The organism is Pseudoalteromonas sp. MMG012 (assembly GCF_018100875.1).
GTDB lineage: Bacteria > Pseudomonadota > Gammaproteobacteria > Enterobacterales > Alteromonadaceae > Pseudoalteromonas > Pseudoalteromonas aurantia.
The window spans coordinates 45,152-65,144 of the sequence record NZ_JAGJEF010000004.1 but is presented as its reverse complement, the minus strand read 5'-3'; the positions used below and the strand labels follow the sequence as shown (position 1 = coordinate 65,144).

Sequence of the window (19,993 nt, the reverse complement as noted above, 5' to 3'; positions counted from 1 at the left end):
CATGTTTGAACTTGCCCTTGACCCAATGACATGGGGGTTATTATGCCTGGTTGCCCTTGCCGCTGGGTTTATTGATGCTGTTGCTGGTGGCGGTGGAATGCTGACCGTTCCGGCATTACTTACTGCTGGGCTGCCGCCTCACTTAACGCTCGGAACTAATAAACTAGCGGCCAGTTTTGGCTCCATTACTGCAAGCGTAACCTATTATAAAAAACAATTATTTAACCCTCGATTTTGGGCTGCCTCAGTGCTTGCAACTGCCATTGGATCAATACTTGGTACCCTGCTAGTTGATAAATTAAGTACTGACTTTTTAAATAAGTTATTACCCATTATCATCATCATAGTTGCCTGCTATAGTTTATTTGGTAAATTGAGCCCAACCGAAGCACACACGCTACCAGTAAAAAGTAATGTGTTAAAAATCAAGCAATGGCTTCAAGGTTTATCTTTAGGCTTTTTCGATGGCTTGGCAGGGCCCGGAGCCGGTACTTTTTGGACGGCTTCTAATAGCCTTCTTTATAAAATGAGTTTATTGCTCAATTGTGGCTTAGCCCGTTCAATGAACTTCGTATCTAATTTTATTTCGCTCATTACATTTGTTGCACTTGGACACGTCAACTTTATACTCGGTGTCACTATGGGAATGTTTCTTATGCTTGGCGCATGGATAGGCGCGCACTCAGCGATTAAGTTTGGCAGCAAACTGATAAAGCCACTTTTCAATACCATTGTGATAATCCTTGCAGCTAAGCTCATTGTTGAAGCCTATTTATCATGAACACAGCATTACAGAAATTACATAACCAAATTGAGCATTTAGCGATACAAGCTCAGCAATTCGATAATGCCAAATGGTTTGCAAAGAATCGCTATATTCAATCACAGCCAAGCTTATTTGACCGCACTGTATTTACCACAAAAAGCCTACAATTAATCGACTATGTCAATGAAATAAAATCGGTGGTTGAACACCTTCCCCCCGCAGAAAAAAGGCACGTTTATGCTTTTGCACTGCGTAAAGTAGCCACACAAATTGAAGCGATATTAAAGGTATTAAAGTCCACATCGGTATGGGCTAAAGAAAATAAAATCTCCTATCCAAAGAAAAAGAAAGTTTACCGTAGTGCAGTAAAAAAAATAGTACAAAGCTCTCATGATTTGTATCAAGAGCTCTCTCAAAACCATGAATTCGAACGCAGACTTGTAGAAATGATTGAATTGCGTAAAGTCCAGTTAAATAATGCAACAAGCGCGCAATCAAGCGCACTGAACCAAGAGATTTTGACATTGCACGGCAGGCTTGGCCGATGTCGAAAAGCAATTTCAGCGACCGAAGAAAAAATCCAGTTTGCAGAAAAACAACAAAACCGCTAAATTCATCAAATCAGTTCCCCATCTCTGCTCTACACTTTGTTACCTAGGTTTTTATTGTCTAGGTCGATAAGCACCTTATTTTAGTATAAACTTATCTATATCAATTACAGTAGGAAAACATAATGAAACTACATGACGACGTGCATAATTATTATGAAAAAATTATGCTAGACCTGCTGATTGAACGAGGTCTGAGTACACAGTATAGCGATGAAGTGATGGCTGACTTTTGTTGTACAATTCTAAATCAACTCCCTGCGCGTTATATACGCTACGATGTTGACATGGCATTTTATTTACCTCAGCATGAACGAATTCAAATGGAAAAGCGTGTCAATATCGCTATCGATGTAGCAATGAGCCAAGTCGCCAAAAAAAGAGCAACGCCAGAATGAGCAGCCCTCTAGAATCAGCCCCCTCACATATAAAACTTGCCGTCGATTTAATTATGTTGTTAGAGCAACATGATTTACCTGCCTGTGAAGTACTTGCTGCTCTTGATATTGTAAAAACAGACTATCAAGCTAAATTTGATAAAGTGATATCCAGCACTAATAATACCGCATTTAAATAATGACTAGTATAAAAGTAAGTTGCGCCCTACAGAATTCATCCGCAGACTCAAGTTAAAAGTGCACCACTGTTAAATAATTATTCTGTATTTTTTAATTTTTAAAAATTGGTATAACGTAGTTCACAGTTACATTAGCAATTATAGAAAAGGAGCTTTCCTCAAAATTTTTAATTAAAATATACTCCTAATATAAAAATATATTCTATATGATATTGTTAATGAGAGTTATATAGACATAACTCTCAAAGTATTAAAATAATATAGTTATCTTAATTCGCAAGGGATTTCCCACCATGGCAGATTACAATTACCACCACCATTATAAAAAACACCTGCAAAACTAGTTTGAAGACTTGCAAAGAAACCAACTTCACTTGCTGTAGCAGCTGGCGCAGCTGCACTAGATGCCAACATAGTAATAACAACTAAAAACTTTTTCATATTCACTGAGTTTTCCTTTTTCTCTTGTGTTTTATATTTATCATTTCAAGCCCCCTTTTTGGAGCAAAGTAAATATAACATAAAAAATAACGCAACAAAAAAAACATAATAAAACACAAAATAAACAAAACAAATAGCGGCTATAAAAATATTGATAAAAGTAAACCGCCATCAAAAAACTCAACCTGAGAAATTAAAAAAATAAAAATCAAGGACTTACGAGTAATAAAGGCATTGTAAAATGAAAATCTCAATTTCGATACGACTTGTTATTTAATATGTTTGCTTTTTAAATTTTAGGTGGAAATTTATGAAAAAAATCATTTTTTGCAACAATAGTCATGAATTTTCTGAGTAAATTCAAAACATTGTCTCATAGTCTGATTTATATTGAGCAAAAAATCGGCTGTCTAATTCTGAGTTGTTTGGGCATATAAAATAAGCAACATCATCTCTGACGGGGCTAGGTTGTATATGTGCACCATCCTCCCAATACAGTACTGCATGCCTAATGAACCCTGAGAAATACGAATGATCCCACTCATAATGACTGTAACCATGGTGCGCCGATAAATAAGCAGAATAGTGATGATCCTGCTTCCGTTCCTCTTTCGCACTGTTCTTATAAATAGCAAACGCCTTTGCATCTTGCTCAGCGGTTTTGTCATCAACAAAATAAGCCACGTCTCTCCTAGGCGGCATAGCTTGAGGTAACCCAAACTTTTCAGTGACAGATGAACACTCAACAACTAACCATGAAACAAAATGTGCGCCTATTTGATGATCCCACTTTAATGCAATAAACATAACTATTCCTTTATTAGTACTTTAACGTCAGTTAAGTCTAAGGGTACAAGGTAATGTCGAACTAGAAAATACCTTCTCTTACTCCTCTTTATGTTTTAAAAAGAGGACCACTAGATTTCGAGTTACCAAACATTTTATAATCATCAGATTACATTTGATTACCTGCATGACTTTTAATGCTTTAATTACAATAAAAGCACAACAGATAAGACGATTAAATTGTTACAAAGCGTAACGTATGTGGGCTAAAGCAACTATAAATTACGATGGATAACGTATTCTCTGCTACTTGCTTATTTTCACACTAGCAAGCCGCCTTGTTTTGTTTAATACTTCCTCTGTCGTCGAGAAATGGAAATGGCTATGAACTTAACACGCAGTTCGCTAAAAAACCCAGCGAGTGTATTAGTGATACTGGTACTAATTATACTATTCGGTACTATCAGTATTTTTAAACTCCCTCTACAACTCACTCCTGAGATTGTGCAACCTCAAATCTCTATCTTTTCTGGCTGGCGACAAGCAGCACCCGAAGAGATTGAGTCCATGATCATAGAGCCAATTGAAAACGCAGTGAAGAACACCCCAGGAGCATTAGAAGTTAATACACAAATCAATCAAGGTAATGGCACAATTACTCTGACCTTTGCTGTCGATGCCAATATGCAACAAGCAATGCTAGACGTACTAACGAGTCTCAATCAGGTACCTCCACTCCCATTAGATGCGATTGACCCAGTTGTAACAGCGGGTGGCGGTGGTGGACCAGGCTCTGGTGGGCCAACAGCAGCAAGTTTACTCGTGGTCCCCCTAAATTATGACTCTGAAACACTCGATATGGCGCAATACCAAAAGCAAATTGAAGATTTTATTGAGCCAAGATTAGCGCGAATTCCAGGCATATCACATGTAAACATGGCCAGTGAACGCGCTCGTGAGCTACGAGTGACATTTGATCCATATAAAGCCGCTTCTCTAGGGATTGATTTAGCCTCTATTCAACGCACTATTTCAACATCCACAGATACCTCAGGCGGCATCGCCGATGTTGGGAGACGACAATATACAGTACGGTTTACAGGTAAATACAATGTCGATACGCTTAGCCAGATGCGCGTTGGCTATTCAGATGACCGAGCAATTTACCTAAAAGACATTGCGACTGTTGAAGATACCGTTACAGACAGACGTTCAATGACATTAAGAAATGGAAAACCGGCTTATTACATTACTGTTTCAAGAAATAATGACGCAAACACAGTGGCTGTACTTGATGAAATCAACCAAGCAATAAGTGAATTGAACACCGGAGTATTAAAAGAAGCAGGCCTAGCTATTGAGCTTAGTTTTGATTCTTCAGTGCATATACGTAACGCCTTAGCACTGGTCAAAAGTAATCTAGGGTTAGGGGTTTTGCTTGCTTGCGGGATATTGTGGCTCTTTTTTAGGGGTATAAAAACCACGCTTATAATAGCTGCAACTATCCCAGTGTCATTAATGGTTGCCTTCTTCACCCTTCACCTTTTCGAACGTAGCCTCAATGTGATCTCACTTGCAGGCTTAGCTTTCGCTGTGGGGTTAGTGCTTGACGCTGCAATTATTGTCCAAGAAAACATCTCACGTCTATCTAGTGAAAGTAAACACCAAAAGAAATCTGCTCTGATTGGTGCTACACAAGTCGCTGGTGCTTTATTTGCCTCAACAGCGACAAGCGTAGCTATTTTTTTACCCATCATGTTTATGGCTGGTATCGAAGGCCAGCTTTTCTCAGATCTTGCCCTAACACTGTCAATTGCGGTCATTACATCATTGGTCTGTGCATTGACTCTGATCCCAATTGCGAATCACTTTTGGCCAGATAAAACGCCAACCACCGACCCATATAAGAAATATTGGCACAATTTAACCGCCTTTATTACAACAATAACTAATACTAAAACAAAGCAAATTGCTTGGGTGGCTGGATTACTAGGTGGTTCAATGTTCATTACTTTCACTTTATTGCCACAAACAGATTTCATGCCACGCGCACCAACCGATGGCTTCTTTTATTCTTTGAATACACCGCCTGGTGGCAATATCGGCTTTATGGAAGAAGAGTTAGCAAAACGGGTCAAGCAACGTATTAAGCCATACCATGATGGCGAAAAACTTCCAAAAATAAAGGATTACAACTTTTACATTTTTGGAGCCAATGCCGGTGGATTCATCTATTCCGATGACCCCAAACGTGTTGAAGAGTTAATGGAAGTTGCCAAAAAAGAGATATTTCATGATCTGCCTGATACCCAAGTATTTCTATTTCGAGGCTCAATGATCAGTGTCTCCAATGGCGGTGATGGCCGAGCTATCAATATAGATTTGACTGGCCCTAATATGGATGAACTCATAGCGGGTGCAAGAGTCACTTTAGAAACCGTAAAAGCGGCATTTCCAGATGCAACAGCGCAACCTCAACCAAGCCTTGATATGGCCGAGCCTGAGCTTAGGCTACACCCCAATGATCGTAGGATAACACAAGCTGGACTTACTCGACATGATGTCGCTCAAGCTGTGCAGGCATTTACTGGGGGACTATTCATTAATGAATACTTCAACGGGAATGAGCGTATGAACGTTATTTTGAGAGCTAATCCATGGTCAACCCCCGAGGAACTAAAAGCACTACCAATCGTAACTCCTTCCTCAGGAATACAAACGTTAGGTGAATTAGCAGTTGTAGAGCGTACTGTCGGCCCGAGTCAACTGCGAAGAGTTAACGGTAAGCGTACCGTGTCAGTTGTTGTTACTCCTCCAGAAAATATGAGTTTGCAAGAAGCCCAAAGTATTTTAGCTGAGAAGGTTATGCCAACAGTCAGAGCAAATATTCCAAAAAATACCAGTGTCATATTGGCTGGCAATGCACAAAAGATGAACTCAGCTATCGAAGAGATGACTCTCAACTTTATGTTGGCACTATTCATCCTCTTTTTGCTAATGACTGCATTGTTTAAATCTGCAAAAGACAGCTTATTGGTACTTTTGGTGATGCCTCTTGCAATTGCAGGTGGTGTGCTTGCGTTATATATACTGAACCTATTTACTTTCCAGTCCCTAGACCTACTCACTATGATAGGCTTTATTATCTTGCTCGGGTTAGTCGTCAACAATGCCATTTTACTTGTGGACCAAACCCGTACTGCAGAGCAGCAAGGCATAGTACGTAAAGACGCAGTTCGACAAGCTGTATTACTCAGAGCCAGACCGGTCTATTTAAGTACATTGACCAGCTTATTTGGCATGCTGCCTTTGATGCTTGTGCCTGGTGTCGGATCTGAAATTTATCGAGGTCTCGCCACTGTTATTGTCGGAGGAATGGCTATTAGTGCCTTATTCACCTTGATATTAATGCCCAGTTTATTATTACTTGGCCAGCAAAAGAAACCAAAAGAAACACACATTATTAAAGACAAAGCTTCAATTGTTAATCTCGTTGCGAATCAATAAAGGGACGCGTTATGTACCAAAAAGTAGTGTTAAAACTGACATGTTTTAGTAAGTTCGTCCTCTTAGCCGCAGGAATGATGTGCAATGGCGTTTATGCTGCAGTTCCTGTCGCAGTCGAAAGTATTAAACAGGCGCCATTAACCAGTCAACTTGCACTTCATGGCACCTTGCATGGCAAACAAGATGTTAAATTAACGGCCGGTATTGATGGTCTACTTACACATGTAATTGAACCTGGAACAACTGTTCAAAAAGGTGAGGTGCTCGCCAGAATAGATACGCTCCCATTGGAGTTTGAACAAGCTAGGCAGCAAGAAATGTTGACCCGAGCGAAAATCAACTTGCGATTCCATAAACAAGAACTCAGCCGCCTCAAAAAGCTCGCTCAGTCTAGTAGTGCAGCTGCTAGCCAAGTTGATTTAGTTCAAAATAAACATGATTTAGCTCAGTCAGATATTGCACTTGCGAACATTGCATTAAAAGTCATTGCAGATAAATTACATCGGGCTACATTAGTTGCGCCATTTTCTGGCGTGATCAGCGCCCGCTATATGCGTTCTGGAAAAGATATTAATCGTGCCGATGAGTTACTTCAACTAACAGATATTACCAATTTAGAAATTAGAATGTACATCCCTGTTAAGTACCTTAACTATATAAAGAAAGGCGAATCACTGCCTTTTACAGCAGGTAACTTAGATAACCCACAGGCCAGTACGGCTATCATTACCAGTATAATTCCAACAACCGATCCTCGTTCACAGTCATTTGAAGTGCGCGCAACGCTCACACGAAACACAACACAACTGTGGGCTGTCGGCCAGCTAGTCGACGTTTCAGTGCCTCTCAAAACTAACAGTACAACTTGGTTAATCAATAGAGATGCCCTTATTTTACGCAAAGAAGGCGTGCACATAGTTAAAATTGATGATAAAAACACCGCGCATAAAATTCCAGTGACTGTTGGTAAAGGGCAAGGCACACTTGTAGCCATCACGCCTATCAGCCAAGGTTCATTATCCATCGGTGATAATGTAGCCGTTCGAGGTGCTGAGCGATTAAAAACAGGTCAAGAAGTTGAAGTACAAATGGTGCCAAGCGCATAGCACTCACTATTCCACAATTAAAGTTACTAGCCCAATGAGTAAGCTTTACTTAGGTATACCTTACTCATTTTTCTTCTAAGTTCCATCATATCAACCATCAACATTATCAGAGCAACTTCTCGCGCTTCCCCACACTCACTTCAATAGTCATTTTTCTTGTAATGCACCTACCTAATCAAAATGCTTTCCTTTTGAGTGTGCGCTTTCCTTATGTATAAATAACCTCAGCTCTGGATAAGCGAATTTGCCCAATAAAGCTCTTTTTCTCACTCTCGGCGTTGCTTTCATTTGTAATAGCCCGCTATTACTGCATAAAAGCGCCTTGATATTGAACAAAATATCATCATTGGATTGGACGTAAGTTTGTTTTCAAAATATTTCCTACTCCAAAACCCTTATCCAAACCTGAGGTTAAATAACACCTAAATCAAAAAGATCTAAAATAAAAATAATAATATACATACATTTAAAAAATTTTAATCTCTAAAAAATGTAAATTTAATGTAATTTAATTCGCAACCCATAATAAACATGACTACAACTGAAAACCCAAAAACAATATTGACCACAAGGTATTCAGTCATGCACAGAAAAATGATGTTTATTAGCATTCTATGCTTAGCGCCTCTCTCTCACGTATTGAGTGTTGAGCAATCATATTCACACGTAATGTTTGACGACTTTAATTACGCCAATTTCACCCGAGCGAAAGAAAATGGTTGGATGGTTAGAACCGAAAAAGGCCACCCTGGTGTTAAAGGTGCGACATGGTGGGAAGAAGGTGTCACCTTCCATCCACACCCTTTGGATCATACTAATTTTATAATGAGGCTAACCTCGAAAACAGACGGTACATCCGTAAATACCCGTCAAACTCAGGTTTGTCACAAGCGAAAATATCGAGAAGGTACCTATGCTGCCCGAGTGTACTTTAACGACACACCACAATATGGACCAGATGGAGATGGCATAGTAGAGACCTTTTATGCAATTAGTCCACTCGTAGCGCCTATGGATAAAAACTACAGTGAAATGGACTTTGAATATTTAGCTAATGGGGGCTGGGGAGAAGGGAACCATGCTTTATTTGCAACGTCATGGGAGACATTTCAACTGACACCATGGACAAAAGTAAACCAGCATGACGCAAGTATACGCAGTCTGCAAGGTTGGAACACACTCGTGCTACATGTGGCAGATAATACATTACGCTACTACATAAATGGTCAATTATTCGCCACTCACGGACCTGAAGTATTTCCTGAGGTACCTATGTCTATTAATTTCAATTTGTGGTTTATTCAAGAGCAACTGGTACAAAATCCAGTTATGCGTCAATACTACCAAGACGTGGATTGGGTCTACTTTGCAAAAGACACCCTACTATCAACACATCAAGTAACACAGCAAATATCTTCATTTAGAAACAATCGTATTGAACAATATGACAGTGTGCCTGAGTGGTCTCCTAAGCAAAAAGACTACTGTAGCCTATAGTGCGTATAATCACCTGATTAGTTAACACTATATACTGAAGCATGGTTAAACCATGCTTCAACACGGCTGATCAGCAGCTGGCTATCACTTTGCTGCGCGACTTCTTTGGCCTTATTTGCATACCTGAATGCCTTTACTTTATTTAACTGGCTACGCGCAATATCTGCTTTGGCTAAATAAACCCAAACCAAGTTCGCTTGAGCATGACTTTTCTGCGCAATAAGTAGTGCTTCCTCTAAATAATGCTCACTTTCATCAACTTCAAATTGTTCAAAAGCTACCTTAGCTAACTCAATGAGTGCAGCGGTTTGTCCATAGCTACTATTAAATTCACGATGATAAGCCAATGCTAAGGTCAGCAATCTAATCGCCTGTGTATATCGGCCTTGTAAGCGTTTTATTTTCCCAAGTTCTTCATACGAATAAGCAATAAATAGTTTATCTTGCTGTTGTTCTGCCAATTTCTTTGCTTGAGCAATGTGCTCTGAGGCCTCTCTTAATTCATTTGTTCGACTGTCTGATGTCGGCCAGTTAATTTTCAAATAACCGATCAGTAAGTGAGCCCTGATCAATTCTCTACTTTGCTGTTTACTTGCCAGTACAATATTTTCTTCCAATAGTGTGATTGCTTCGCTTTGACGTGCGGTATTTGCATAACTAGCGGCAAGATATCGCCTTGCGGCTAACAACTCATGATTGCTTTGTAATGCGCTTGCAAATAGTGCACTTGCTTGCTCAAACTGATTTTGTAAATATAACTCTACACCCCTCGCGAAGGCTTCATTACTAAACACATTTTTATTAAGTTGAAAGTTGTTCGGCTGATAGGAATCAAAGCGCTTTGCGATTAACTCAACTAATAGTTCAAATCCTCGGTTAACCGTTTTAGCGTTAACCACACCTCGTTCAGCATTATGCTCAGAATAGATAAAGTAATGTAATTGATAATCTTCAGGAAACCCCGTTAAACGTGTTTTAACCAATAAGTCAGCTTCTAATTTAGCACGCAAAGGATAAACATTCGCACCATCGAATCGCTGCCGTTGATTAACATCTAATCGCTCTAAAGCATATAAAATATGGCTGCTGTCAATAACATCGAGTTCACTCGACTGAGATAACCGCTGGCTTAAGTATTCCAGACCTTGCACTGACACCCAATTATGCTCTGTATCTTGCATCGCATTATCAACAGGTAAAAATGCAATACTCAACTTCTTTGAAGAAAGAGTATTTACCAACGTCAATACCAGCAAACTAACGACACATATCGCGCTTACCCATATCATCTTTTTTTTATCTTGATTGTTTTTATTCTTTACCGAGGATACTTCTAAATCAGCAATCCATTGATAGCCATTGCGAGGGAAGGTTTTTATGGTGTCGCTTCCAAATAAATCTCGAAGTTCTTTGATAGATTGAGCCAGTACTTGCTCTTGCACAATGACATCATGCCAAATATCCTCTAGCAACTCCTGCTTGGTAACAATGCGCTCTCGGTTTGCAATTAACTTCACTAATACTTGTAATGTCTTACTACGAATCGTTGCGCACTCAACTCCATCAATCACAACTCCCTTCACTAAATCTACGTATAAGCCATTAATGTTGTACTGCATGACACCATATTTCAATTGAAAAGCATAAGCAGAGTATTACAAAAAAGAGCTTAAACAGAAACTGATATCGTACTAAAACGGGCGGTTACGAACGCACACAAAGTTACTTCTTTATCCACTGACCATTTACTTTAATAAAGTGACCTGAGGCTGTTTTTGCAACTGCTTTCTGGCCAGCTAAAGTCTCTACTTGCGACAAACTTAAATTGTTTTTCTTTGCCAGTTGTGCATATTTACTTTTTCTTTTTGCATTAACTGACTTAATTAAAGCCTGTGCTTGTGGGTTGCTTGTTACCAATGCCAAATATCCACTTTCCGTTTCCCCGACTAAGCCTTGCGACTTGGCGTTAGTCAGCGTGAGTGCAAGTGCAGAAAAGGTCATGCTAAATGCAATAGCTACCAATGCTAATTTAATTATTTTCATTTCATTCTCCTTTAGAATAATTCGCTGTCATCACTAAACAAATCGTCCAACTCTTTATCTACTTTTACGCGTATCTCATGGTCAACTTTGACATTCAAATTGATCGTTATCGGCTCTTTCGTTTCAACTTGCACTTTATGAGTGCATGCCGACAACAGTAAAATACTCAATATGGGTATCATCCATTTCATTTAACTTACTCCTATTTAGTTAGGGCCTGTTCAACACGTTGGGTTATTTCATCACTTAACCGTAGCGCTTTAAACAGGGTAAAAATATTCTCTGTATGGGTATAATTAAAATTAACAGGTTGAGCTTGCTCTTCATTTTCACCCACAATCTTTACCCCTAATGTCAACCACCCGTCTGCGGTGAGATTTACGTCGCTGGTCAATGTGTTGACCGTTAAGTTATCAAGTAACCCTATGACGGTGGTTAAACTTGGTTGTTGAGCTTTCAGGGCGTTCACCGATGCATTGTCTTCAACGACCAATTGTCCCGTGTCTACATTATAGAGTGTGCCATTTTCAATGCTAATGGCATTACCATTAATAAAGATCGGTAGCTTGCCCGATACTCTACCAGATAGCGCTATTCCCGCATCACGTCCTGCTTCAGCAAGCATACCCAAGTCAAGATCAAGCAACGACAGCGCTAATGCTTGCTGTTCAGCAAAAACGTGTAACTGGGGTAAATACACCTGTCCGTTAAAGACGTTAGCACGTAGCTTTGCAATCGTTGCTTGCTGTCCATCAACCCAATAATCAGCCGTAATATTTGATAACACTGCGCCTGTTCGTATTTGCTCAATGTTCAGTTTAGAATTTTCAATCTTAATACCTCCTGAATTCAGGCTTCCCGAAAAAGTGGTATCAACACCATCAATAAAGTGACTATCATATAGCACCGAAACATCTTTTAGTTGTCCTCGAAAATCAGCCTCTTGCAATGCTAAATCGCCATCTATTTTACCATTCAAAGTACCTTGGGTTACCTGTAGTTGAGGCATAACTTGTGTCAGTAGAGGCTGTAAGTTTACAACCGGCTGCTGTGATATTGTCAGGGTGAAAGGATGACCTTGAGGGGTTAACTGATGCTCTAGTAGTAACTCTTGCTCTGCATAGCTTATAATATGCTCTAGAGATAAGCTTCGATTAAAATCTCCTTGGCTCGCAATATCAATGGACCCAGTTTTCATCGAGGGCGTTTTTATCGCATCGATGGCTGTCTGTAAACGAAATTTTGCGTGGCTTTCGCTAGTATCGAGCTTGGCATTAACAAAAAGCTGCTGTTCGACCCCTTTTATTTGTAGATCAGCGTGTTGTATTTTTCCTACGGACGACTCTGAACGCAATACCACATTTTGCAACTTATCAAGTGCCACATTAGCCTTGGCAGATATATCAAATAACACTAACTGTTCATAATTAACCGAGTCAGTGTTTAGTTCAATATTGGCATCTATTTCTGTAACATTTCCCCTAAGCACGTCAAATTCAATAGCCGCTCTTACGTCATTGAATTGTGCACTTTCATACCTGAGCATCTGGGTCTGTACAACCCCTTTGCCCGACATGTCAAAGTTGGCACTAGCTGTAATATTTCCATTGACTGAAAACTCGATATCGCCTACTCCAGCATGCAAATTTACTCCATTAACATTCAATTCCGACGTTTGAAACGCCAAATTATTCTGTGAAGTAAACTGATGCTCATCTACTCCGACTTGTGCGCGATGTGTAAATGTACCTAACGTGTTCGAACTATGTGCCCAATGCCAGTCAAAAGTAAGCTGCGCTTTATTAATATCAAACTCCATATCAGTCATTGCGACCTCATCCGTTAGATTGTTATTGGCCGTTATCTTTGAAATGGCTATCGTATCTGTTGTCCCTCTTGCTATTTTTGGAATTGAGATGTCCCATGGATGCGCTAATAAAGGCTTGACATAATTCGCATATGTTTCTGGTAAACTATCTATACACGTTGTACCAACCGCTTCAGTCTGTAATTTACTTAGATCAAGATCGGCTGATGCTGTAGCAATATCAAAATCAAGAAAAAGCTGGCCGAATACAGTAGCCCCTACCTCGCACTGCCCCTGTGTAAAAGCGCTTTCTACATTTATATCCGCTGTTGCCTGTACAGATAACCCAGTATAAATAAAAGAGGTCTGTCCTTTTAGGTGTTTGATTTGTTTTGGTGTATTTCGATAAATCAATGGGCTATCGAGGTGCAATCTGACAGCTACAGCGTCTGCATTTATTGCCACCTCCCCTTGTAGGTCGCTCTCTAACCTAAACATATTCAATTGATGTTCATAGAGACCTATAGATATTGGCTTTGACAAATATTCAGTCGCAACTGTGAGCTCGTTGATACTTATTCTTGGCCGCTGTGCAATGAGTGGTATCTGCAGTGGGGTTGCGGTAAGATTTTGTGATGTTCCATCATGACTTTTTTTGTATTGAACATCTAGCTTTCCAATCAGAGCTATCTCTCGAGAGACGATGGCATTAAATATAGTTACTATATACTCATCATTTTTTATACATAACTTTTCAACTTTTAACTCGCTCAAACTATTCATTGACCAAGACAAACACGTAACCGAAAAAGATGCAGGTAACCCATAAGCGTTTACAGCATAACGTACTAAAAAGTTTTTATACCAAAATAAACTGAAAAGTATAATTAAACTTGGTACAGTCCATACGTGCCAGCGTTTTAATTGCATATAACCCAAAAATTCCTGTGTTTTACCACTATTCCTTGGCTATCTTACGTTAATTTAGCGCTGAAGTATCCGCCATTGTGTAAGAAGTTGTAGACTGTTGGGCTATTGGGTTTTGAACTGTGCGATGCATCATTAAGCCAATGTCCACACAAAAAAATGCCAGCTCAAAGTATAAAAGCTGGCATAACATTACTTAATATTGTGAGTTGAAACTTGGCCAACCTGACCAAGTTATCGTTTGACGAGTAACTAATTACTTTCAATCAATTTGCTTTTTCTGATTGCTATCTTCTGAGGTTTTAACGCTTCAGGAACCTCTCTTTCTAAATCAATTACAAGCAAACCGTTATCTAATTGAGCTGCGATCACTTTAACATGATCTCCTAATTGGAACTTCCGCTCAAAATTACGCTCGGCAATGCCTTGATGAATAAATTTACGCTCGGCTTGGCTCACTTTATCAGCCTTAACACCAGCTACTTTTAAGGTATTGTTTTCAGACTCAATATTAAGCTCTTGCTCTGAGAAGCCTGCTACTGCCATCGTAATTTGATATTTATCTTGATCAAGCGCCTCAATATTATAAGGCGGAAAGCTCGGCTGCTTATCGGTACGTGCAGCGGCATCCATTAAAGATGCTAAATGATCAAAACCAATGAATGAACGGTATAGTGGAGATAAATCTACGGTACGCATAATGCTATCCTCTAAATAAGCGATAAACGTTACTTTCCTTCTTAAAGAACCAAAAATAACGTAATAAAAATATAAAAAACATTAAATTAATATGAAGGTCCTACATGAGCCACCTTCATAATCCTATCTATGGTCGGCAAATGCTTTTTCAAGGCCCCACTTCAATTTTTTATACTGCGCTATTTGAGCCAATGAAGAATCGTGCGAGCACTCCTCTGTAAATTTTTTCTACCCGTTTCAAATCAGCAATTGGCACATGCTCATTAGTTTGATGAATTGTATGATTTCGAACCCCACACTCAACGACTTGGGTAAAGTCGCTGGAAAAAAACCGCCCATCCGATGTTCCACCAGCAGTGCTTAATGCCGGGTACTGTGCAGTCACACTCGCTACCGCGCTTTCTACCATTGATAAAAAACACCCTTGCCCTTTATTCCCCGTGTAATAAGGCTCGCATGGTCGTTCCCACGTCACAGAAATATTCGTATTCCACTTACTAAGGGCTGATAGCACGAGCGATTGTATCTGCTTACTATCATAAGCATGGCTATATCTAATATTAAATGTAACCTCACATTCACTCGGCACGAGGTTATCAATAATATTTGGTACTGATATGCCTGTTACTTGCAAATGGGTTTTTGAACCGGCAGCATCTTTCCACCATGTTAAGTTCGCCAATGCAGATACAATATCACCTGCAATATGTGCTGCATTCACCGTATTTTCAGGGTAAGCCACATGGCCTGCAATCCCCGACACCAGCACTCGTGCTGATAATGCACCTCTGCGCCCATTCTTAATCGTATCACCAACGTGCTTATCCGAAGTCGGCTCCCCCACCAAACACCCATTTAATTGAACATTGTGTTGTTGTAAATGCGCCGCAATATATTTTGAACCATGCTCAGCTTCCCCTTCCTCATCAGACGTTATGAGCCAATAAAAGGTACCAATAGCATGTTCATGATGCTGACATAACCTCTCTGTCGCACAGAGCATAGCGGCAATTCCACCTTTCATATCTGCCGCACCGCGTCCATATACACTGTCATTCACAACTTCACCTTGAAACGGGTCGACAATCCACCCTACGCTCTTCGCAGGCACCACATCAACATGCCCTGAAAAAGCCATAACAGGCCCAGCCCCAAAACATCGCTTTGCTATCAAGTTTTTAACGCCATGCTGCGATGTTAAAGCATCAATTTCAAACCCAAGCAATTGCAACTCATTGGCAAGCCAGTCAATAGTGCCTGCATCGTTAGGTGTAATTGACGGAGCCTGTATCAGTGTTTGCAACCTTGTAACAAGCATATCCAGTGCCGAGCTTTTTAAAACGGTTTGCTGAGCCATGACAATACTCAAAATAGCGAAAAGACCCTACCTATTACAGCGCCTAATTATTGCACTTTAATGGCGTAATTATGTCGCTTTTAGGTCACTTACAGAGGTAATGCAAAAAATCAATGTTGGCCATCGACGCTTAATTATTTACAAAACTTAATCCAAATCAAACTTTCAGAAATTTCTGAAAGAACACAATTTAAAATTTGATCTAGAACAATTTTATAAAAAAATAACGCTATAACATGGGGCCAACAAAGCAAATTACCTTGCAGAGATTCAGGAGATGAAAATGAAAAAATTTAGCGCAGTACTACTATCAACATGCTTGGTTGCAACCCCATTTGCTCAAGCTAAACTAAGCGTGAATGTAGGTGCTATTAATGTAAATCCTACCAGTACAGCTTCTGCAATTGATCAAAACAAAGCGCTTGGTTTAGTTGCAGACTCAGATACACAACTGGGTATTACGTTTGACTATCAATATTCAGACAATATCGTATTTGAACTCATTGCAGCCACCCCCTTTTCACATACGGTAAATGGCGCGGGTGGATTACAAGGTGCCGAAATCGCGAAAGTAAAGCAACTTCCTCCGACTTTGTTAGCCCAATACCACTTTTTGGATGCCGGTGCGAAGTTTAGACCATTCATTGGGGTTGGCGTTAACTACACAGTCTTTTTTGATGAAGAGCCAACAGCCGCATTAAAAGCAACATTGGGAACAAATGATGTAAAAGTCGATTTAGATAACTCTCTCGGTTTTGCCGTACAAGCGGGTTTCAATTACCAACTCAATGATAAGTGGGGCATCCACGCGATGCTATCAAAAATGGATATCGACACTGACGCTACCGTGTACGCTGATGGTAGAAAAGCGCTCACGTCAGATGTTGAGATTGACCCCGTTGTCGCCATGCTTGGCATTAAGTATAAGTTCTAGAATCGTTTCAACCAGTACTTTTCTCAATCATCAAGGCCATGTTTAATGGCCTTTTATTTTGCTAAATTGCTGCTTTTCTTCGCCTCTAGCATCGCTTTCCAGTGCATAATTTCTACAGGCATTTCTGGTGTATCTCCTTTGTAGCCCGCTACCTCTAACATTTCTTCTATCGGAACAATACCATGCTTATGACGAAAAACGCCTCGCACAAATGCAATTGCATGTAGCCCTCGCTCCGAATGAAACTTTTGTTCTATATAAAAGTATTTATGGTCCCAGCTTACTAGTTTTGTGGTGACGGTAAACTTTTGAAATGGCTTAATATCTCGTATATAAGTTATCGCTGTAGCATTAACAATAGGAAACCAGCGACGTTTCATTACTTCACTGAATAGCCCCATTTTCTCTGTCATCCAAGTTCGGGCTAAATCCATAAAAGCAAGATATCGTGAATTGGTGAGGTGTAAATTGATATCACAATCACTTGGCATCACTTTAAAATCAATATCAACAGGGTCTAATAAAGGCTGAGTTAATTTATTATTCTTGATTTTTAAGAAAAGTAATAATAGTCGAAAATACAGATTCATAAAATGGTCTTACCAGTTTGCATGGCACTTCATTCTATCATAGCCGCTTACACTCACAAGTATTACTTGATCCGAATGAAACACTAAACTAGGCTTAGTACAGTGTTATAACGATTTGATCATAGGGGAAAACATGCGTAAATTTAAGATCTTACTGTCGGCTGCGTTATTTGCTTTTTCACCTTTCAGCTATGCAGATTTTGATTTTAAAGGACCTGGTGAACTGCGCTTTTCTGGCGGTGTATCAAAGGGGTTTTATTTTGGCTTTGGTTGGGAAAGCGATATTAAAAAATTTCGTATTGGCCCAAAACGTTACAATATGTCTGAAATCCCAGAGTCATATTCCATCGCAATTACACTCAGCAAAGATGAAAGTAATGTGTGGATCCAAGAATTTTACAAAGGCTTTATCGATGAATTCAGCTGGACATTAGGTAAAAACAAATTGTCGCTGCGTAAAGGAGACTTTAGCAGTGATGTTAAAGGCAGTTATGTACTTACACTCAATGGTATTGACTACTTTTTTGCGCGGAATAACATTAGTATCGATGTAATTTTTGAAGATAATGGCATCAAGTATATCAAGCTAGAAGGTGTTATTAAGAATATGGGGACTAAATAACACCTGATTTGAAAGTGTGTAGGCTGTTACCTACACCTTCACTGTTTTTCTGTTAATGCCGTATTCTCTTAGTTTATTCGCAACCGCCGTATGGCTCAGGCCTAACCTTTTCGCTAGTTGTCGAGAACTCGGATATGCGGGATAAAGCTTACGTAATAACGTTGCTTCAAAGCGTTTTACTGCCTGCTCTAACGACCCTTCAAAGTCTGATTCAAGATACCCTAAATCATGAGTGAAGGTCGGTAGTTGCATATGCTCGACACGCAATTGCTTATCATCGAGTAACGACACAGCTCGATAGATAGAGTTTTCTAATTGGCGTATATTTCCAGGCCAAGGGTACTGTTCTAGAAACTCGAGGCAATCACTGTCCAGTAAAGGAGCAACTTGGCCATTCTGCTGCGCGTACTTTTGAATAAAGTGCTCCGCTAGCGGGCCAACATCTGCCTTTCGGTCTCGTAACGGCGCGATCTCCAAAGTCAGTACATTGATTCGATAGTAAAGGTCTTCTCGAAAACTCCCCTCTTGTACCATCGCTGGCAAATCTTTTTGTGTAGCCGCTACAATCCTAACATTGACTTTAACTTCGTTTTCATCCCCGACTTTTCTAAATGTACCGTCTTGCAAAAAGCGTAGTAATTTGGTCTGTAATTGGCGAGACATTTCCCCCACCTCATCCAAAAATACAGTGCCGCCATCAGCTTGTTCAAGTACACCTCGTTTAGGAGCAGCATTATCTTCATATCCGGCATAACCGAATAGCTCAGACTCAGCAACATCATCAGGCAACGAAGCACAAGAAAGTGCTATAAACGGCTTGAGCGATCGATTTGACGCATAGTGACATGCTCTTGCCAGTAGCTCTTTACCTGTCCCTGTTTCACCCGTAATTAATATTGGCGCTTCCAGCTGCGCCATTTTTCGCGCTTCGCGTACAACCCGTCGCATCGCGGTACTATGATTATGGATAGTCGCAAAACTTTCTTGTCCGTATCGCCTAAACGCACTCACTTGCTGCCCTAATCGGCTTTGTGACTTAATATTAATTACCGCACCAGCTAACACATCCCCTTCTGGACCTTGAGGCACTGCGATCGGTAATATATCAGCAATATAATCTTCACCACCAACCTCGACTCGCGTTGTTTGGCCTAATACTTCTTTCCCTTCTAGCCATCGAGTAAAATTAAACCCTTTCAATAAATTATTGATGTTTTCACCAATAATATCTGAATCTGGGAGGTTAATATCTTTACTCGCCGCATCATTACAATGCCTCACCCAGCCTTTCGCATCAATTGAAATGACCCCATCAGGCAATGCACTGAGCAAAGTGTTTAACTCATTATGTTCACGTTCCGATGGTAAAAAAGCCGTCGTTCTCACGTCTTCGACCCCATCAATAAGGCGAATCTCAGGCATAATCTTTTGAAACTGTTCAAATTCAATCGGTGGAAAGCTAACGTACATTCTGCAATTAACAGAATCCACTTCAATACCTTTCAAATCAACTTGGTAATTGACTAATATATTGAGTATTTCCTGAGCAATACCGATACGGTCTGCACAATGAATTTCAAGACGCATTCGTTCCTCAAAAAGGGGTGTTATCAATTTAGCGCGATCATACTCTAAGAATAGTCACTGGACTAGAAAAATGTAAACTATTTTGCACAATAAGGTCTATACTCTTAATTAACATTCAAATTGTACAGCTATCACCACA

Annotated in this window: 19 protein-coding genes; 9 read left to right on the top strand and 10 right to left on the bottom strand. The window is 39.9% G+C overall.

Features of this window, described 5'->3' with window-relative positions; genetic code table 11:
• Position 1 precedes the first annotated feature (1 nt).
• From J8L97_RS02395 to J8L97_RS02380, 4 genes are all read left to right on the top strand, one after another.
• Positions 2-781 carry a TSUP family transporter gene (locus J8L97_RS02395; RefSeq protein WP_192508294.1) on the top strand — a complete coding sequence of 260 codons (780 nt, stop codon included), beginning with the start codon at positions 2-4 and terminating at the stop codon, positions 779-781.
• Positions 775-1,377, top strand: coding sequence for a primosomal replication protein (locus tag J8L97_RS02390; protein ID WP_211047759.1), 603 nt, complete (start codon positions 775-777; stop codon positions 1,375-1,377). The genes J8L97_RS02395 and J8L97_RS02390 overlap by 7 nt, the downstream gene beginning before the upstream one ends.
• 122 nt (positions 1,378-1,499) lie before the next feature.
• Positions 1,500-1,772 carry a late competence development ComFB family protein gene (locus J8L97_RS02385; protein WP_210995500.1) on the top strand — a complete coding sequence of 91 codons (273 nt, stop codon included), beginning with the start codon at positions 1,500-1,502 and terminating at the stop codon, positions 1,770-1,772.
• A complete protein-coding gene (locus J8L97_RS02380; protein WP_211047731.1) occupies positions 1,769-1,951 on the top strand; it encodes a YbaM family protein in 183 nt (60 codons plus the stop codon). Before J8L97_RS02385 ends, J8L97_RS02380 begins: the two co-directional genes overlap by 4 nt.
• Positions 1,952-2,215: 264 nt before the next feature.
• Here J8L97_RS02380 and J8L97_RS02375 read toward each other — a convergent pair whose 3' ends face one another.
• Complete coding sequence (locus J8L97_RS02375; protein ID WP_211047730.1) at positions 2,216-2,398, bottom strand: hypothetical protein; 183 nt, start codon at positions 2,396-2,398, stop codon at positions 2,216-2,218.
• Positions 2,399-2,752: 354 nt separating this feature from the next.
• Positions 2,753-3,199 (bottom strand): hypothetical protein, encoded by a 447-nt coding sequence (locus J8L97_RS02370; protein WP_211047729.1) that lies wholly within the window; start codon positions 3,197-3,199, stop codon positions 2,753-2,755.
• 363 nt (positions 3,200-3,562) lie between these two features.
• On the opposite strand from J8L97_RS02370, the gene J8L97_RS02365 reads away from it, so the two are divergent.
• The 3 genes from J8L97_RS02365 to J8L97_RS02355 all read left to right on the top strand — a co-directional run bounded on the left by J8L97_RS02365 (position 3,563) and on the right by J8L97_RS02355 (position 9,288).
• A complete protein-coding gene (locus tag J8L97_RS02365) occupies positions 3,563-6,685 on the top strand; it encodes an efflux RND transporter permease subunit (RefSeq protein ID WP_211047728.1) in 3,123 nt (1,040 codons plus the stop codon).
• A gap of 11 nt (positions 6,686-6,696) precedes the next feature.
• Positions 6,697-7,791 carry an efflux RND transporter periplasmic adaptor subunit gene (locus J8L97_RS02360; RefSeq protein WP_211047727.1) on the top strand — a complete coding sequence of 365 codons (1,095 nt, stop codon included), beginning with the start codon at positions 6,697-6,699 and terminating at the stop codon, positions 7,789-7,791.
• Between the two features lie 582 nt (positions 7,792-8,373).
• A complete protein-coding gene (locus J8L97_RS02355) occupies positions 8,374-9,288 on the top strand; it encodes a glycoside hydrolase family 16 protein (protein ID WP_247688500.1) in 915 nt (304 codons plus the stop codon).
• Positions 9,289-9,305: 17 nt separating this feature from the next.
• On the opposite strand, the gene J8L97_RS02350 is transcribed toward J8L97_RS02355, so the two are convergent.
• The 6 genes from J8L97_RS02350 to dapE form a co-directional block, all read right to left on the bottom strand.
• Positions 9,306-10,907, bottom strand: a complete 1,602-nt coding sequence (locus J8L97_RS02350) for a winged helix-turn-helix domain-containing protein (RefSeq protein ID WP_211047726.1) — start codon at positions 10,905-10,907, stop codon at positions 9,306-9,308.
• Positions 10,908-11,010: 103 nt separating this feature from the next.
• Positions 11,011-11,331 carry a YdbL family protein gene (locus J8L97_RS02345; RefSeq protein ID WP_211047725.1) on the bottom strand — a complete coding sequence of 107 codons (321 nt, stop codon included), beginning with the start codon at positions 11,329-11,331 and terminating at the stop codon, positions 11,011-11,013.
• Between the two features lie 11 nt (positions 11,332-11,342).
• Entirely contained in the window at positions 11,343-11,522 is a 180-nt protein-coding gene (locus J8L97_RS02340; protein WP_210995492.1) for a YnbE family lipoprotein, read from the bottom strand.
• 11 nt (positions 11,523-11,533) lie between these two features.
• Positions 11,534-14,068 carry a YdbH domain-containing protein gene (locus J8L97_RS02335; RefSeq protein ID WP_211047724.1) on the bottom strand — a complete coding sequence of 845 codons (2,535 nt, stop codon included), beginning with the start codon at positions 14,066-14,068 and terminating at the stop codon, positions 11,534-11,536.
• 249 nt (positions 14,069-14,317) lie between these two features.
• The gene (locus J8L97_RS02330) at positions 14,318-14,764 is read right to left on the bottom strand and encodes an Hsp20 family protein (protein ID WP_192508305.1); all 447 of its coding nucleotides are present in this window, start codon (positions 14,762-14,764) and stop codon (positions 14,318-14,320) included.
• Positions 14,765-14,933: 169 nt separating this feature from the next.
• Complete coding sequence (gene dapE / locus J8L97_RS02325) at positions 14,934-16,121, bottom strand: succinyl-diaminopimelate desuccinylase (protein WP_211047723.1); 1,188 nt, start codon at positions 16,119-16,121, stop codon at positions 14,934-14,936.
• A 283-nt stretch (positions 16,122-16,404) separates the two neighbouring features.
• Here dapE and J8L97_RS02320 point away from each other — a divergent pair, with 283 nt between their 5' ends.
• A complete protein-coding gene (locus tag J8L97_RS02320) occupies positions 16,405-17,055 on the top strand; it encodes an OmpW family protein (protein WP_211047722.1) in 651 nt (216 codons plus the stop codon).
• A 53-nt stretch (positions 17,056-17,108) separates the two neighbouring features.
• On the opposite strand, the gene J8L97_RS02315 is transcribed toward J8L97_RS02320, so the two are convergent.
• Complete coding sequence (locus J8L97_RS02315; RefSeq protein ID WP_192508308.1) at positions 17,109-17,645, bottom strand: thioesterase family protein; 537 nt, start codon at positions 17,643-17,645, stop codon at positions 17,109-17,111.
• A gap of 133 nt (positions 17,646-17,778) precedes the next feature.
• Between J8L97_RS02315 and J8L97_RS02310 the strand changes: the two genes are divergently transcribed.
• A complete protein-coding gene (locus J8L97_RS02310; protein WP_211047721.1) occupies positions 17,779-18,267 on the top strand; it encodes a hypothetical protein in 489 nt (162 codons plus the stop codon).
• Between the two features lie 30 nt (positions 18,268-18,297).
• On the opposite strand, the gene tyrR is transcribed toward J8L97_RS02310, so the two are convergent.
• Positions 18,298-19,854 carry a transcriptional regulator TyrR gene (tyrR, locus tag J8L97_RS02305; protein WP_192508310.1) on the bottom strand — a complete coding sequence of 519 codons (1,557 nt, stop codon included), beginning with the start codon at positions 19,852-19,854 and terminating at the stop codon, positions 18,298-18,300.
• Positions 19,855-19,993 lie beyond the last annotated feature (139 nt).

Coding starts and splice junctions, on each gene's coding strand:
- J8L97_RS02395 (WP_192508294.1), top strand. CDS start 2: ATGTTTGAACTTGCCCTTGACCCAATGACATGGGGGTTATTATGCCTG.
- J8L97_RS02385 (WP_210995500.1), top strand. CDS start 1,500: ATGAAACTACATGACGACGTGCATAATTATTATGAAAAAATTATGCTA.
- J8L97_RS02380 (WP_211047731.1), top strand. CDS start 1,769: ATGAGCAGCCCTCTAGAATCAGCCCCCTCACATATAAAACTTGCCGTC.
- J8L97_RS02370 (WP_211047729.1), bottom strand. CDS start 3,199: ATGTTTATTGCATTAAAGTGGGATCATCAAATAGGCGCACATTTTGTT.
- J8L97_RS02365 (WP_211047728.1), top strand. CDS start 3,563: ATGAACTTAACACGCAGTTCGCTAAAAAACCCAGCGAGTGTATTAGTG.
- J8L97_RS02360 (WP_211047727.1), top strand. CDS start 6,697: ATGTACCAAAAAGTAGTGTTAAAACTGACATGTTTTAGTAAGTTCGTC.
- J8L97_RS02355 (WP_247688500.1), top strand. CDS start 8,374: ATGCACAGAAAAATGATGTTTATTAGCATTCTATGCTTAGCGCCTCTC.
- J8L97_RS02350 (WP_211047726.1), bottom strand. CDS start 10,907: ATGCAGTACAACATTAATGGCTTATACGTAGATTTAGTGAAGGGAGTT.
- J8L97_RS02345 (WP_211047725.1), bottom strand. CDS start 11,331: ATGAAAATAATTAAATTAGCATTGGTAGCTATTGCATTTAGCATGACC.
- J8L97_RS02340 (WP_210995492.1), bottom strand. CDS start 11,522: ATGAAATGGATGATACCCATATTGAGTATTTTACTGTTGTCGGCATGC.
- J8L97_RS02335 (WP_211047724.1), bottom strand. CDS start 14,068: ATGCAATTAAAACGCTGGCACGTATGGACTGTACCAAGTTTAATTATA.
- J8L97_RS02330 (WP_192508305.1), bottom strand. CDS start 14,764: ATGCGTACCGTAGATTTATCTCCACTATACCGTTCATTCATTGGTTTT.
- dapE (WP_211047723.1), bottom strand. CDS start 16,121: ATGGCTCAGCAAACCGTTTTAAAAAGCTCGGCACTGGATATGCTTGTT.
- J8L97_RS02320 (WP_211047722.1), top strand. CDS start 16,405: ATGAAAAAATTTAGCGCAGTACTACTATCAACATGCTTGGTTGCAACC.
- J8L97_RS02315 (WP_192508308.1), bottom strand. CDS start 17,645: ATGAATCTGTATTTTCGACTATTATTACTTTTCTTAAAAATCAAGAAT.
- J8L97_RS02310 (WP_211047721.1), top strand. CDS start 17,779: ATGCGTAAATTTAAGATCTTACTGTCGGCTGCGTTATTTGCTTTTTCA.
- tyrR (WP_192508310.1), bottom strand. CDS start 19,854: ATGCGTCTTGAAATTCATTGTGCAGACCGTATCGGTATTGCTCAGGAA.